The sequence below is a fragment of the Burkholderia sp. Ac-20353 genome, assembly GCF_017104785.1.
Taxonomy (GTDB): Bacteria; Pseudomonadota; Gammaproteobacteria; order Burkholderiales; family Burkholderiaceae; genus Burkholderia.
Window position 1 is genome coordinate 14482 of record NZ_JAAGPL010000006.1, and the last position, 13777, is coordinate 28258.

Here is a 13777-nt window from a genome sequence, read left to right on the forward strand (position 1 = left end):
ATGCTGGCCGCCACATCAGGTCGACCAGGATGGTCCGAAACACCCGAAACAACAAGGCTCTCGGGCAAACCGCCAGATTCCGGACGAAAGACACGACGGCCCCTTCCAGCAATGATTCCCATTGTGTGTTTTCCAACTCTTATATAAGACATAAGACATTTGACGTTCCAGAGCATTGCGACTAGAATCGCGATCAAAGCAGTGCCTGGAACAGCCTCGGAGTGCCCGAAAGGCCTTCCCCCTGAAACGCCAATCTCAGCAGGTCCCCCATGCTAGAAAACTTTCGTGCTCACGTGGCCGCTCGCGCCGCGCTCGGTATTCCCCCCCTGCCGCTGACGGCTCAGCAGACCGCCGAACTGGTGGAATTGCTGGCGAATCCGCCGGCCGGCGAAGAGCAGACGCTGCTCGACCTGATCACCCACCGCGTGCCCGCCGGTGTGGACGAAGCCGCCCGCGTGAAAGCCGGCTTCCTGGCCGCCGTGGCCAAAGGCGAGACCGCCAGCCCGCTGATCTCGCGTGAGCGCGCGACCGAACTGCTCGGCACGATGCTGGGCGGCTACAACATCCAGCCGCTGATCGAGCTGCTGTCCGATGAAGCCGTCGCCGCCACGGCAGCCGACGCGCTGAAGAAAACGCTGCTGATGTTCGACCAGTTCCACGACGTCAAGGAACTGGCCGACAAGGGCAACGCGCACGCCCAGGCCGTGCTGCAAAGCTGGGCCGACGCCGAATGGTTCACCAGCCGTCCGGAAGTGCCGCAAAGCCTGACCATCACCGTCTTCAAGGTGACGGGCGAAACCAACACCGACGACCTGTCGCCGGCTCCGGACGCCACCACCCGCCCGGACATCCCGATGCACGCGCTGGCGATGCTGAAGAACGCGCGCCCCGGCATCACCCCGGAAGAAGACGGCAAGCGTGGCCCGGTCAAGTTCATCGAGTCGCTGAAGGAAAAGGGTCACCTGGTCGCGTACGTGGGCGACGTGGTCGGCACCGGCTCCTCGCGCAAGTCGGCCACCAACTCGGTGCTGTGGTTCACGGGTGAAGACATCCCGTTCGTCCCGAACAAGCGCTTCGGCGGCGTGTGCCTGGGCGGCAAGATCGCCCCGATCTTCTACAACACGATGGAAGACGCCGGCGCGCTGCCGATCGAACTCGATGTGTCGCAGATGGAAATGGGCGACGTGGTCGAACTGCGCCCGTACGAAGGCAAGGCGCTGAAGGACGGCGCAGTGATCGCCGAGTTCCAGGTCAAGTCCGACGTGCTGTTCGACGAAGTGCGCGCCGGCGGCCGCATTCCGCTGATCATCGGCCGTGGCCTGACCGCCAAGGCGCGTGAAGCGCTGGGCCTGGCCCCGTCGACGCTGTTCCGCCTGCCGCATCAGCCGGCCGACAGCGGCAAGGGCTTCTCGCTCGCACAGAAGATGGTCGGCCGCGCGTGCGGCCTGCCGGCAGGCCAGGGCATCCGTCCGGGCACGTACTGCGAACCGAAGATGACCTCGGTGGGCTCACAGGACACCACCGGCCCGATGACCCGCGACGAACTGAAGGACCTCGCGTGCCTCGGCTTCTCGGCCGACCTCGTGATGCAGTCGTTCTGCCACACGGCCGCTTATCCGAAGCCGGTGGACGTGAAGACGCACCAGACGCTGCCGAACTTCATCAGCACCCGTGGCGGCATCGCGCTGCGCCCGGGCGACGGCGTGATCCACTCGTGGCTGAACCGCATGCTGCTGCCCGACACCGTCGGCACCGGCGGCGATTCGCACACGCGCTTCCCGATCGGCATCAGCTTCCCGGCGGGTTCGGGCCTGGTCGCGTTCGCGGCCGCTACCGGCACGATGCCGCTGGACATGCCGGAATCGGTGCTGGTCCGCTTCAAGGGCAAGATGCAGCCGGGCGTGACGCTGCGTGACCTGGTCAACGCGATTCCGCTGTACGCGATCAAGCAAGGCATGCTGACGGTGGCCAAGCAAGGCAAGAAGAACATCTTCTCGGGCCGCATTCTCGAAATCGAAGGCCTGCCCGACCTGAAGGTCGAGCAAGCATTCGAACTGTCGGATGCATCGGCCGAGCGCTCGGCCGCCGGTTGCTCGGTGCACCTGAACAAGGAACCGATCATCGAATACCTGAACAGCAACATCACGCTGCTGAAGTGGATGATCGCCGAGGGCTACCAGGACCCGCGCAGCCTGCAGCGCCGCATCCAGGCGATGGAGCAGTGGCTGGCCGACCCGCAACTGCTGTCGCCGGATGCCGACGCCGAGTACGCGGCTGTCATCGAGATCGACCTGGCCGACATCCACGAGCCGATCGTCGCGTGCCCGAACGATCCGGACGACGTGAAGACGCTGTCCGACGTCGCCGGTGCGAAGATCGACGAAGTGTTCATCGGCTCGTGCATGACCAACATCGGCCACTTCCGCGCCGCGTCGAAGCTGCTGGAAGGCAAGCGCGACATCCCGGTCAAGCTGTGGGTCGCGCCGCCGACCAAGATGGACCAGAAGCAGCTGACCGAGGAAGGCCACTACGGCGTGTTCGGCACGGCCGGTGCACGCACCGAAATGCCGGGCTGCTCGCTGTGCATGGGCAACCAGGCACAGGTGCGCGAAGGCGCGACGGTCATGTCGACGTCGACCCGCAACTTCCCGAACCGCCTGGGCAAGAACACGAACGTGTACCTCGGCTCCGCGGAACTGGCAGCGATCTGCTCGCGTCTGGGCAAGATCCCGACCAAGGACGAGTACATGGCCGACATCGGCGTGATCAACGCCAACGGCGACAAGATCTACAAGTACATGAACTTCGACCAGATCCAGGACTTCAAGGAAGTGGCCGACACCGTGCAGATGTAATCGGGCTGTCGGGCTGCGGCGTGTTGTTCGCGTCGCAGCACCGCACGGAATGGCGCCGCAGGATGAATGCCTGCGGCGCCATTTTTTTTGTGCAGCGCTGGAGGGAGCCGCTTGGCAGGCTTTCGAAAAGGAACGTCGCTAAACGCCGCCACGGCTGATATACAGTTCGAGGATGACGTAAAACGATCGCGCCCCGTTCGCTCGCTTAACGCAAATCTCCAACGCCCGGGATACTTCAACATCCATTTCGCCCCGCCCTTCTTCAGCCATGACTATCGCGTTCGAATCACCCGATCAGCCTGACGTGATCGCCCTCATTGCCGAGCTGGACGCTTACCAGGACTCGCTGTACCCACCAGAGAGCCGACACGCGCTCGACCTCGCGTCATTGAAGCAACCCAATGTCCTGTTTGCCGTTGCGAGGGATGGTACGGGCCACGCAATCGGCTGCGGAGCGATCGTCCTCTACCCTGAATTCGGCGAACTCAAACGCATGTACGTCAACCCTCGCGGACGCGGGCAAGGCATCGCCAGGAAACTCCTGGCTCTGCTCGAGTCGCGGGCAACAGGTTCCGGCTGCAAGTTGCTCAAGCTCGAAACCGGACCGTACCAACCAGAGGCGCTGGCGCTGTATGCGTCAGCCGGCTATGAGCGCCGGGGACCGTTCGGCGATTACGCGAACGACCCGCTGAGTGTGTTCATGCAAAAGCACATCGCGGCCTGACGCCTGGTTACGCGCGGACGCGCGATAACAGCCGGCAAGGTCCGATCAGGCGCACTTCGAGGGCCCGGTGCTTTCCTGCTCGCCCGATAATGGTCAGGATAACGATGTACACTCCCGGTACGTCAGGTGGATCGTGTGCGTTTGCGCGGCTTCACCAGTCTTTCCACCGCGCCCTCGGTAACGCTCTTGAATAGCGCGACGTTGCCATAAGCCCGCGTAGCAAGCATCGCACCGTAGACCAGCGACACGAGCGTCGCAGCCTCCGTCTGAACCGACGCATCCAGTTTGATGAGGCCGTCCTTCACCCCCGTCGCGAGCACCTGCTCGAGCCACGAAGCAAGGTTGTCGAAGAACGTTTTCACCACTTGTGCCACTTCGTCAGGCAGCGCAGGGAGTTCGGCGCCAAGCATGCCCGCTACGCAGAACGGCGCACTGTCGTCCGCAATGCAGCGCTCCCAATGGCCGATGTAGGCGCGCAACTGCGCAATGGCGTCGGCGCCGCTCGCCTGAAGCGCCGCCATGTCCGCGTCAAACGCGTCCCGCCACTCGTTCAACACGGCGATCACGAGATCTGTCTTAGCGGGAAAGTGGTGGTGAATGCTCGCCTTGCGGATGTCGATCGCCTCGGCAACGTCGGCATAGCTGAACCCGCTATAGCCGCGACGCATGATGAGTTGCCGTCCCGCTGCAATGATCCTGTTGGCCGTGAGGTTGCCTGTTACTGTCATTTGCCTACCATCTAGTCGGTTGATTTGTCGACAGTCTACGCGTGGCGAGGCCCAAATTCCAGCCTCGAGGATCTTCTTGCATTCCAGCCATCCTACTAGTAGGATGGCTGTCATCGAACAGGCGATGTCCTGTCGAGTCCCCGGTTACCTCACACTCTGGAGCACGAAAATGAAGACTTCCTCATACGTTACCCGCATCGCCGCCGCCGTTGCCCTTTCCGCCGCCGCGCTCGGCTCGCAGGCTGCCACGGCCGCGCCGGTCAAGAACATCGTCCTCGTCCACGGGTACTTCGCCGACGGCTCGGGCTGGCAGGCCGTGTCGAAGATTCTCACGCGCGACGGCTACAAGGTCGCCGTGGTGCAGGAACCGGAAACGTCATTCGACGACGACGTGAAGGCCACCACCCGCGTTGTCGATGCGCAGGACGGTCCCAGCATCCTCGTCGGCCACAGCTACGGCGGCGCGGTGGTGACCGAGGCCGGCAACGACGGCAAGGTCGCGGGTCTCGTCTACGTGGCCGCGTTCCAGCCAGACACGGGCGAGACCCCGCTCGAGCTGACCAAAAAGATGCCGCCCGCGACCAAGGCCATCAAGGCGACTGACGACGGCCATCTTTACATCGATCCGGCCAATTTCCATGAGGATTTCGCCGCCGATCTGCCCGCCGCCGAAGCCAGCTTCATGGCCATCTCGCAAGTCACGCCCGCCGCGCAATCGTTCGGCGTTCCGATCACGCATGCCGCGTGGAGAACGAAGCCGAGCTGGGCTGTCGTGGCGAGCGCGGACCGCGCGATCAATCCCGATCTGGAACGCTTCATGACCCAGCGCGCCGGCAGCAAGACGATCGAGATCAACTCGAGCCATGTCGCCTACATGTCGCACCCGGCCGAAATCGCGAAGCTGATCGAGCAAGCTGCAGCACAGTCCGGCAAGGAATGACGACCGTGACCTGCCGCCTTCGGCCCTCGTATTGGTCGAGGCGGCTCGTATTACTCGCGCAGGCCGTCACCGTTTCCGCGCACCCGCACGCTTGTCGTCATCGTGTACCTGCACCTTGCCACCGCCTGCCGCGCGGCTCTTCACATGATCGATGAACGCGCGCAGCTTCGGCATGACCTGCCGGCGGCTTGGATAGTAGAGAAACACGCCCGGTTTCACCGGCGCGAACGGCTCCAGCACATGCACCAGTTTTCCGGTTCTCAACCCTTCAGAGGCAACCGGCTCAGGTAGCTGGGCAAGGCCGATGCCTTCGATCGCCGCGCCAAGCAGGGTGGGAAAGTCGTTGGCGATGAAGGGGCCGGATACGGCGATCTCAATGGCCTCGCCATCGTCGTTGAATGACCATGGCGCGAGCGCGCCGCTGGAGCGACGCCATCGCAAGCACGCGTGCTGGCGCAGATCGTCGATGTGCGTGGGTCGGCTGCGTGCAGCGAAGTAGGCAGGACTACCGACGACGATGAGACGGAACGGGGGTGTCAACGGTACCGCGACCATGTCGGCGGCGACGAACTGGCCGAGCCGGATGCCGGCGTCGAAGCCTTCCGCCGCAAGATCGATCAGCTTCTCGTTTGCGGCAATCTCCACCTCGACCTCGGGATTGGCCTTGCAGAAGGAGGCGATCAATGGCTCCAGCAGGATCGGGACGACCGCGCGCGGCACCGAGAGGCGCAACAGTCCTGCGGGCCGCTGGCCGAGTCCGCGCGCGACCTCGCTGGCGGCGACAAGCTCCTCGAACGCAGGCTTGGCGCGCGAAAGAAAGCGTTCGCCGGCTTCGGTCAGGCCGACGCTGCGCGTGGTGCGTATGAACAGCGCTGCGCCGATGCGCGCTTCGAGTGCACGCACCGCCTGACTGATGGCCGACGGCGTCACACCGAGTTCCGCGGCTGCCCTGCGAAAACTGCGATGCTGCGCAACGCACAGGAACACCTCCACGCCATCGAGTGCGCCCTGCCTGACTGTGAAGTTCTGCTTCATAGCCTGTCAACATTGTGATGAATAGTCGCTCGCGCGAGACGATGGTACACCTGTCACCTGCAAATCACGCGTGGAGGAACTTGCAATGACTGATGCACTTGATGGCGTGCGCGACCACTATCGCGCGACCGGCCTCACCGAGCGGCTGAAGAGCGTGCTCGCGCCCCTTGGGCCGGACGATCAGCCGCTCGCACCGCAGCAACTGGGCGCGCTCGACCAGTTTCACACCCGCGGTCTTGCTGCCACTGCCGAGCTTGCCGAATTGGCGGCGATCACCGCCGACATGTCGGTACTGGACGTGGGTTCGGGCGTCGGCGGGCCGGCCCGTTTTCTGGCTGCAACCTATGGCTGCCGCGTGACCGGCATCGACCTCAGCGAACCGTTCGTGGATGCCGCACGCTATCTCACGCGGCGCACCGGGCAGAGCGAACAGGTATCGTTCCATGCCGCCAGCGCGCTGGATCTTCCGTTCGACGGCGACCATTTCGACGCCGTGTTGCTGCAACACGTCGCGATGAACATCGCCGAGCGCGCACGGCTTTACCGGGAGATCCAGCGCGTGCTGAAGCCTGGCGGCAGGTTTGCGACGTTCGACGTCGTCGCAAACGGCAGCGAACCGTACTATCCCGTTCCGTGGGCGCGAACGCCGGCAACCAGCTTTCTGCTGACCGCCGATGCGACGCGCGAGGCGATCGAACAAGCCGGTTTCCGCACGCTGGCATGGCAAAACGACACCGAGGCCGCGAAGGACTGGATCGTCCAGCTGCGTGCGTCCGGGCCGCCGCCGTCGCCCAATCTCGGCGTCGTGATGGGGCCGGACTTCGCGCAGCTGTTGGCCAACCTGGGGCGAAATCTCATGGAAGACCGGGTCGGCATCCTCACCGCGGTGTTCGAGGCCTTACCCACGAACACTCGAGCTCACCTGGAAAACCGCTGATAACGACCGCAGCACCCGTTTCCGCTGGTCTCGTCCCGCTGCGCCCCGCCTGGCGCAGCGAGCTCAACACCTGACAGGAGGCAACATGTCACCGGCGCTCATTTTTCGGTTGCATCTCGTTCTGGGGTATGTCGCGTGGCTGCTCTGCTTTCGCGCTTACGCGTGGCCCAGGCTCAAGTCGATGGACGCGTTCGAAGCGCAACGCGTGATTGCCACGTTGCACAGTTTCCGATTCTTCGGGCTGGTCTTCATCCTGCCGGGCGTTGTCGGTGCCCAACTGCCGGCGAGCTTCGCCGTGTTCGCTGCATATGGCGACTTCGCAACGGGCGTGCTGGCGATGCTCGCGCTATTCATCGCACAAATGCGGGCACAAATGGAGGCACGAATGCGCGCGCTGTTCTGGTTGTTCGTCGTCGCGTTCAATGTCGTGGGCGCAACCGACCTCATCGTCGACTACTACCACGCTACCCTGGCCGATCTTCCTTCGCGTGCGGGAGAGCTGGGCGCCATGTATGTGATTCCGATCATCTACGTGCCGGTGCTGGCGATTACGCATGTGGTCGCCTTCTATCTGATGCTGCGTCGTCAGCCCAAGGCGGCGCCGAGCTATTGATCGTTCCGTCCGTCGGCCGCACCCGGTGACGACGTATCACCCGGCCGTCGTTGGCGCGACTCGTCAGCGATGGTCGCGGCGATATGTGCCGCGTCCTCCCCGACGCCCATCAGGAAAGTCGATTTTCGCTTGTAGAGCCATGGCAGGCCAAGGAAGTACAGCCCCGGCACTTCGGTGATGCCGCGTCTGTGAACGGGCGCGCCGGCCGCGTCGAACACCTCGGGCACCTTGATCCACCCGAAGTCGAAGCGGTAGCCGGTGGCCCAGATCACGCTGCCAATGCGATCCGCGCGCGCATCGAGCTGCGGTGGCGAATGAAACACCGTCCGGGCAGGAACACGGGGCTTGTCGGGGGCTGGCTCGACGTCGAGGCCATCGGTTCGCGCGACATGCGCATCGATCCTCGCCACGAACGCTTCCAGGCTTCGATCGCCGCCGCGCAGATGGGTCTCCAGGTCGTCAGCGAAATGCAACCGCCCATCACAGGTCTTCTGGAGATGCCCGAGAAGAGACAGGCCACGCGCGGCTGACTGGCGCAGGTCGACGTCGTAACCGCCGTGCACCCCGGTCAGCAACGCCGCTGGCATCCGGCATTCCGGGGGCAGCTCGGCAGCGGTCTCGTCGAGCAGGCCAAGCTCGCGACGCCACCAGAATGCATCGCGGCCCCGATAGCGTCGCGGCGAACGTTGATGCCGGCCAACGCTGAGGTAGGTGCGCCGTCCAGCGTCGAGCAACTCGTCGGCGATCTGGCACCCCGACGCACCCGAGCCAATCACGAGCACGGCGCCTTCGGGCAGCCGGTCCGGATTGCGATAGTCGCCGGCGTGGATCTGCATGACCTCAGGGGGAAGGCCTCGCTGCAGAAGCGGGACGCACCCATATTGATACGGGCCTGTGGCAACGACCACGTTGCGCGCTCGCAGCTCGCGCTGCGGCGTGACGAGCCGGAATCTCGTCGATCGGTCACCCTCTCGACGCAGTGTCGTTACCTCCGTGTTGCAACGCACCGGCGCACGAATCGCTGCCGCATAGTGCTCGAGAAATCGCCAGACCTCGCTGCGATGCGCGAAGGCGTCGGGCGGACCTCCTGTGTATGGCGGCTGGCCCGGCAGTTCGATGCTCCAATTCGGGAACTGGAAATACAGCGAGTCCCAGCGCTGCGAGTGCCAGCGCTCGGCGATGCGCGCTCGCTCGAGCACCAGATGTTCGCAGCGGCGCTGACTCAGATGCCAGCTCAGCGCAAGGCCGGCCTGGCCTGCGCCGATTACGACAGTCTCGATGCTTTCCATGCGACCGCGCCTCCCGTCCCCCACTGGATGATTGCAAGTCAGGCACGTTGAGCTTGCCTGGATGCCACAGCGGCAACGCGTGGCAACTCGGCATATCGAAGAAATCGTTTGAGTGTCCGGTGTGCGGCTGACGCATCGCTTTTGAGAGAACGTTAGAACGCGGCTCACCTCACCGCAAGCCTTCACGCTCAAAGCCGGCGCCGCGCGATTCCTCATTCCGCGATCGCCCACAATGCCCGGCGCGCAATTCGCGAAATCTATTCGTCTGAAAAATAGATGTGCGATGCCATTCCGAGCGGCCAAATTTCTCTATTCCACATATGAAAATTGCACAACGTGCATTGTTGCCTGCGACCCTTTCAGCGATTCTCGCGAAAATGTAAAGGTCGTGACGCGTCGATCCGCGCCCGAATCGAAATCGTGACATTACGCTGCCCGCCTGCTCGCGGGAACCGCGCCAGGGTCGGCCCCCTTTGTCTACCCCATTCATCGCACGTAACCGTCTTTGCATTTCGTAACAAGTCGGGTTGATTCGATGAGGCCTCCTACCGTAAATTTTGCCTGTCGTCCGGCGGCATCCGGCAGTTGGGCGATGTTTCATTCTGCATATCACGACATGCCGGGTACCTGGATGGCCAGCCATCCGACAATGCAAGTCTGCGCGCCATGCGGACTTGATCAAGCGGTCGAACTCGCAACGGGTTTCGATTCGACGACATGCAGCCCGATAGGATCCGACGCGCCGTAATGGGCTCGCCGAGTTGTTCCTGTCATGCCGGACTGGAGCCGGCTTGACAGAGGGATTCGTCTTCGAATTTTGATGTTTGCGTCGCAGTCCTAATGTATTGCGCGGCATCGCCCTGATTTGCGACGGTATAACTTGACTTTGCGCAACGCGCGAAAAAGGACAGAAAATGGAATTCGTAAGAATGGGAATCGTCTTTGTTCATCTCATAGCCTGCTGTGTCGCGATTGGTCTCGTGCTGACCAGTGACATCGCGATGGTCAAGCGGCTTTTGAATTCCGACGCACGTGCCGATCTTGCCCAGGTCCACCTGCCCAGTCTGCAGCGCACCGTCACGTTGGCGCTGACGGTGCTCTGGATCACCGGCATTGCGATCATTGCGTTCGATATGCGGACCCAGGGTCTCACGTATCTCCACAATCCCAAACTGCAGGCCAAGATCGGCATCGTCGCGCTGCTGACCTTCAACGGCATCGCTTTGCACTCCATGGTCCTCCCGGCATTGGAGAAAGCGGGGTCCCTGCTGAAGCTCTCCTTCGAACGACGCATGGTTGCCATTTTCGCGGGCGTGGTTTCCGCAGTCTCGTGGTTCTATGCGGCAATGCTGGGCGTCGGGCGGCCGTTGAGCTGGAAGTACTCGTTGGTCCAGATCCTGGCAGCTTACCCGGCGCTGATTGCCGGCGGAATCGCCACCATGTTGTTGATCACGGCGCTGGCGAAATCCCGGGCGCCCCTTGAACGGCGCAACACCGAAAAGGTCGCGGCCTATTGATCGCCGACACCCGACGGATGCGTACTGCGCGCTCGCAGCAGTACGCATCCCGTCGTCGCACAATCCGCGCTTTGGCGAGCGTGGGATCCCGAATTTTCAGGTGCGGGCAAGCGCTCGCTCAAACGGCCGCGCCTCGGCGGGCAGCGGACGTCAATTCGCCAGTCACTTTCTCTGTTGCATCGGCCGCTGCCGCTTGTGTTCGTCACCTCCCTGCCTAGACTGAAAAGTACCGTAGGTGGCTGCTTGAGCGGCAACCGGCTGTCCGGAATCAGCAGACAACCGACGCTCGCGCCGCTCGCGCCGATTGCGCCGATTGCGCCGACCAGGAGACAGTGTGAAACGCTGCAATACGAGGGGCGGACTGAGCATCGCATCGAGACTGGCGCGGGATACCGCGGCAGGCGCGGTTCTGCTCGCGTCATTCGCGTTTTGCGCGTCGGCGTATGCGCAGCCCGTTGTCACAGGGCCGCTCGTGATCACCGGGTCGCTCGTCGTCCTCGGGCCGGTGACCGTCGATGACTCGCTGACGGTGGCCGGTGACATCTACGCGCGCGGTCCGATCACGGCGGCCTGGATTGAACGGATTCCGCCCGACGATCCCGCCGTACGCAGGCGCCGCGGAGAAAACACGTTTCATGGCCCGCTCACAGTGCATGGCCCGCTGATCGTACACGGCGATCTGGAAGCGCACGGCCCGATCACCGTCGGCGGCCCTGCCGGTGCCGTCGGACGCGTGGATGCCGAGGGCCCGATTACCGAGCGCCGTTGAACGCGCGTCGTTCGCCGCCTGCGCCCCCTATTCCGCGACTCCTGCCGCTCGCCGCAGGAGACTCATTGGGCCCACGTGCTCAACGGTTCGCATTTGCGCGTCATCCCGGACAAACAACGAGCCGGCGAACCCCAAAGCATTGACCGGGATGCCTTCGACGATTTCGGCGGATCTCGGCACCAGCAGCATCCCCGCGGACATCACCAGCAGGTTGTACGGTGCCGATTGGCGCAACCCGCCATCTCCATCGACAGCCTGTATGCCGACCGTATCGAGCAATGCACGATAGCGCTCGCACGCGGTGCATGCCGTCTGATGCGTGGGTGCCGCAAGCACATCGAGTGGCGCAAACGCGTGTGCAAAATCGAGACCAGGGACCGTGCCAATGACACCGGCGATTCGCGCCGACTCCAGCAACGGGCCGATCGGCAACGCCGGACCACCGTCGGCGAACGGCAGCGGCACGAGCTGCAGGTGCTTGTGGGGCTGGCTCGCGCCAGCGCCTGCGCCGCCATTGTAGAAACCCACACTCTCGAACTCCGCCATGCAAGCGAGCAGCGCGGCGAAGTCCGCGACGGTCAACAACGACTCCTGCGGCTCGAAGCAGCGGGTGACGATCAGCAGGTGATGCTCGATGACGTTGAACTTGTTGAGCAACGCCACATGGGTATCGGAGATATCCGCGACAAACAGATCAGGGTCGTACGGCAGGAACGGATTGCCACCGGCACTGCCGGTGCCGCGTGTTTTTGCTTGGTCCTTGCGAGCCAGGCTCGACACCTGGCGGACCAGAAACCTCACGCCGCCGTCCTCGATCGACGACTGGACGGTTTCGATCGGGAACAACGCGCGTCGTTGCAGCGCGTGCGTCGTTCGCTGCACGATGGTCGGCCAAAGCGTGCCGGGCTGAACAGGTGAAGGGCGCATGGTCCGTTTTCGCTGCCACCGCAGCATGAATTCTCCGGCAGGCGCACTCAACCGGCGACGTCTTCGCCTGACGCGCCGTAATGGACCGCCAGCCAGACCGTCGGCGTGCCAGGATCGGTCCACTCGACCCGGTGGCGGCAATGCGCCGGGATGTCGACGAAGTCGCCAGGATGCAACACGCGTGCCGTTGGCTCATTCTCGAACAACAAGCTTGCGGAACCTTTCAGCACGACGACCCATTCGCCGTGGGGCTGACAGTACCAGAACCCCGGGGGACTGGCCTGGCCGGTCGAAATGATGCGTTCAATCCGTAAAAACGGCCTGCGGAGCAGATCTTCAAACGTCTCTCGTTCCGCCTGATCAACGGCGCGAGGATATTCCGCGAACAGATTGGTCAGCATGAACGGCCCACCCCCTGCTTCGAGAAAGAAACTGACGCCGGCAGCCGCGAAACCCCGATACCGCGCGTCTGCAAACGGCGTGCATCGATCAACGTCCGGTGCCTGAATCGCATCGATCGAGTTTACGGACAGCCTGCGTTTTCAGCAAGCTCGCGCGCCACGATCGAATGGAATCCGAAACAACAGCAGGCTTAGTTTCATAAATCGGCAAAGTGTCGCGGCACGGTGAAACGAAGACGGCAAGACAGCCCCCGTTTCATCAGATTCATTTCCCGATCCGCCGAATTTCATCCTACGATTGAGACGAGCACCTTCCTTTCGTCTGCGACCGGAGGTTCATAGAATCATGAACAACGTTGCTCGATCGATTCCGGGATTCCGCTATTGGCTTGTGCGATCGATCGATCGCATCTCGTGGCAAAAATGGACGCTCTGGGTTGCCGCATTCGCCGTCGCCGGCTGCACGTCGCTGACGCCGGCACCAGACAGCACCGCGTCGTCGAACCCTGCGCAAAACCGATGCGTCGGAACCATCGAGCCGCCCTACGGGCTCGAGCAGACCAGCAATCCCACGTTGCTCGGCCGAGCAGTCGGGCAGACGGATAAAGGCGGGTTGTGCGAGGGGAACGTATTCAAGGTCACACAACCGCTTACCGTCTACCGGGTATGGGATTCGAGCAAGACGTGGAGCCAGTACGGAAACTGGTGGAGCTTCAACCCGCCGGCCGGGCCGACCGACACCTATCGCGCGAAGAACGAGATCTGTCCGAGTTGGAGCCGTCTCGATCGGGTCACGCAATGCCGCCTGAAGGTCGGCTCCGAGATCGTCATCGGCCCCGGGCAAAGCGCGCAGTGCAGCGCGAGCGACAACAACATCAGCTATCCGCCGTCACCCGCGACGCAAGTGTTCGTTCCGAACGACGGCGCCGCCGACGACGACAAGCGGAGCGTGACCGACTGCCTCGCAGAAATCGCGTGGCCTTAGGATGACGGCCTGACGTGTCGAACCCGCTGCCCGGTGGCAACGTGAACGCCTACGGCC

The 13777-nt window shown here is 63.1% G+C and carries 13 protein-coding genes; 8 read left to right on the top strand and 5 right to left on the bottom strand.

The annotated features are described in order from the left end of the window. Positions 1 to 269: 269 nt before the first annotated feature. On the top strand, positions 270 to 2855 hold the full coding sequence (gene acnB / locus G3N94_RS02485; protein WP_205790509.1) for a bifunctional aconitate hydratase 2/2-methylisocitrate dehydratase: 2586 nt from the start codon (positions 270 to 272) through the stop codon (positions 2853 to 2855). A 268-nt stretch (positions 2856 to 3123) separates the two neighbouring features. After that, positions 3124 to 3579 (top strand): GNAT family N-acetyltransferase, encoded by a 456-nt coding sequence (locus G3N94_RS02490; protein WP_205790510.1) that lies wholly within the window; start codon positions 3124 to 3126, stop codon positions 3577 to 3579. 122 nt (positions 3580 to 3701) lie between these two features. On the opposite strand, the gene G3N94_RS02495 is transcribed toward G3N94_RS02490, so the two are convergent. Further along, positions 3702 to 4307 carry a TetR/AcrR family transcriptional regulator gene (locus G3N94_RS02495; protein WP_205790511.1) on the bottom strand — a complete coding sequence of 202 codons (606 nt, stop codon included), beginning with the start codon at positions 4305 to 4307 and terminating at the stop codon, positions 3702 to 3704. A 169-nt stretch (positions 4308 to 4476) separates the two neighbouring features. On the opposite strand from G3N94_RS02495, the gene G3N94_RS02500 reads away from it, so the two are divergent. Continuing rightward, positions 4477 to 5247: an alpha/beta hydrolase gene (locus G3N94_RS02500; protein ID WP_205790614.1), complete on the top strand. Its 771-nt coding sequence runs from the start codon at positions 4477 to 4479 to the stop codon at positions 5245 to 5247. A 66-nt stretch (positions 5248 to 5313) separates the two neighbouring features. Here the strand turns inward: G3N94_RS02500 and G3N94_RS02505 are convergent, their stop codons facing one another. Beyond that, on the bottom strand, positions 5314 to 6282 hold the full coding sequence (locus tag G3N94_RS02505; protein ID WP_205790512.1) for a LysR family transcriptional regulator: 969 nt from the start codon (positions 6280 to 6282) through the stop codon (positions 5314 to 5316). Positions 6283 to 6367: 85 nt separating this feature from the next. Here G3N94_RS02505 and G3N94_RS02510 point away from each other — a divergent pair, with 85 nt between their 5' ends. Next, positions 6368 to 7219 (top strand): class I SAM-dependent methyltransferase, encoded by an 852-nt coding sequence (locus G3N94_RS02510; protein ID WP_205790615.1) that lies wholly within the window; start codon positions 6368 to 6370, stop codon positions 7217 to 7219. A gap of 85 nt (positions 7220 to 7304) precedes the next feature. Beyond that, on the top strand, positions 7305 to 7832 hold the full coding sequence (locus tag G3N94_RS02515; RefSeq protein WP_205790513.1) for a hypothetical protein: 528 nt from the start codon (positions 7305 to 7307) through the stop codon (positions 7830 to 7832). Here the strand turns inward: G3N94_RS02515 and G3N94_RS02520 are convergent. Then, positions 7826 to 9121, bottom strand: coding sequence for an NAD(P)-binding domain-containing protein (locus G3N94_RS02520; RefSeq protein WP_205790514.1), 1296 nt, complete (start codon positions 9119 to 9121; stop codon positions 7826 to 7828). The two genes, G3N94_RS02515 and G3N94_RS02520, sit on opposite strands and share 7 nt — an antisense overlap. Before the next feature lie 929 nt (positions 9122 to 10050). Between G3N94_RS02520 and G3N94_RS02525 the strand changes: the two genes are divergently transcribed. After that, a complete protein-coding gene (locus G3N94_RS02525) occupies positions 10051 to 10638 on the top strand; it encodes a hypothetical protein (RefSeq protein WP_241021521.1) in 588 nt (195 codons plus the stop codon). A 472-nt stretch (positions 10639 to 11110) separates the two neighbouring features. Further along, on the top strand, positions 11111 to 11407 hold the full coding sequence (locus tag G3N94_RS42130; protein WP_346778631.1) for a hypothetical protein: 297 nt from the start codon (positions 11111 to 11113) through the stop codon (positions 11405 to 11407). A 27-nt stretch (positions 11408 to 11434) separates the two neighbouring features. On the opposite strand, the gene G3N94_RS02535 is transcribed toward G3N94_RS42130, so the two are convergent. Both G3N94_RS02535 and G3N94_RS02540 read right to left on the bottom strand, forming a co-directional pair. Next, positions 11435 to 12334, bottom strand: coding sequence for a DUF4922 domain-containing protein (locus G3N94_RS02535; RefSeq protein WP_205790616.1), 900 nt, complete (start codon positions 12332 to 12334; stop codon positions 11435 to 11437). A 47-nt stretch (positions 12335 to 12381) separates the two neighbouring features. Then, complete coding sequence (locus G3N94_RS02540) at positions 12382 to 12735, bottom strand: cupin domain-containing protein (protein ID WP_205790517.1); 354 nt, start codon at positions 12733 to 12735, stop codon at positions 12382 to 12384. A 346-nt stretch (positions 12736 to 13081) separates the two neighbouring features. Here G3N94_RS02540 and G3N94_RS02545 point away from each other — a divergent pair, with 346 nt between their 5' ends. After that, positions 13082 to 13720 carry a hypothetical protein gene (locus tag G3N94_RS02545; RefSeq protein ID WP_205790518.1) on the top strand — a complete coding sequence of 213 codons (639 nt, stop codon included), beginning with the start codon at positions 13082 to 13084 and terminating at the stop codon, positions 13718 to 13720. Positions 13721 to 13777: the final 57 nt, after the last annotated feature.

Coding starts and splice junctions, on each gene's coding strand:
- acnB (WP_205790509.1), top strand. CDS start 270: ATGCTAGAAAACTTTCGTGCTCACGTGGCCGCTCGCGCCGCGCTCGGT.
- G3N94_RS02490 (WP_205790510.1), top strand. CDS start 3,124: ATGACTATCGCGTTCGAATCACCCGATCAGCCTGACGTGATCGCCCTC.
- G3N94_RS02495 (WP_205790511.1), bottom strand. CDS start 4,307: ATGACAGTAACAGGCAACCTCACGGCCAACAGGATCATTGCAGCGGGA.
- G3N94_RS02500 (WP_205790614.1), top strand. CDS start 4,477: ATGAAGACTTCCTCATACGTTACCCGCATCGCCGCCGCCGTTGCCCTT.
- G3N94_RS02505 (WP_205790512.1), bottom strand. CDS start 6,282: ATGAAGCAGAACTTCACAGTCAGGCAGGGCGCACTCGATGGCGTGGAG.
- G3N94_RS02510 (WP_205790615.1), top strand. CDS start 6,368: ATGACTGATGCACTTGATGGCGTGCGCGACCACTATCGCGCGACCGGC.
- G3N94_RS02515 (WP_205790513.1), top strand. CDS start 7,305: ATGTCACCGGCGCTCATTTTTCGGTTGCATCTCGTTCTGGGGTATGTC.
- G3N94_RS02520 (WP_205790514.1), bottom strand. CDS start 9,121: ATGGAAAGCATCGAGACTGTCGTAATCGGCGCAGGCCAGGCCGGCCTT.
- G3N94_RS02525 (WP_241021521.1), top strand. CDS start 10,051: ATGGGAATCGTCTTTGTTCATCTCATAGCCTGCTGTGTCGCGATTGGT.
- G3N94_RS02535 (WP_205790616.1), bottom strand. CDS start 12,334: ATGCGCCCTTCACCTGTTCAGCCCGGCACGCTTTGGCCGACCATCGTG.
- G3N94_RS02540 (WP_205790517.1), bottom strand. CDS start 12,735: ATGCTGACCAATCTGTTCGCGGAATATCCTCGCGCCGTTGATCAGGCG.
- G3N94_RS02545 (WP_205790518.1), top strand. CDS start 13,082: ATGAACAACGTTGCTCGATCGATTCCGGGATTCCGCTATTGGCTTGTG.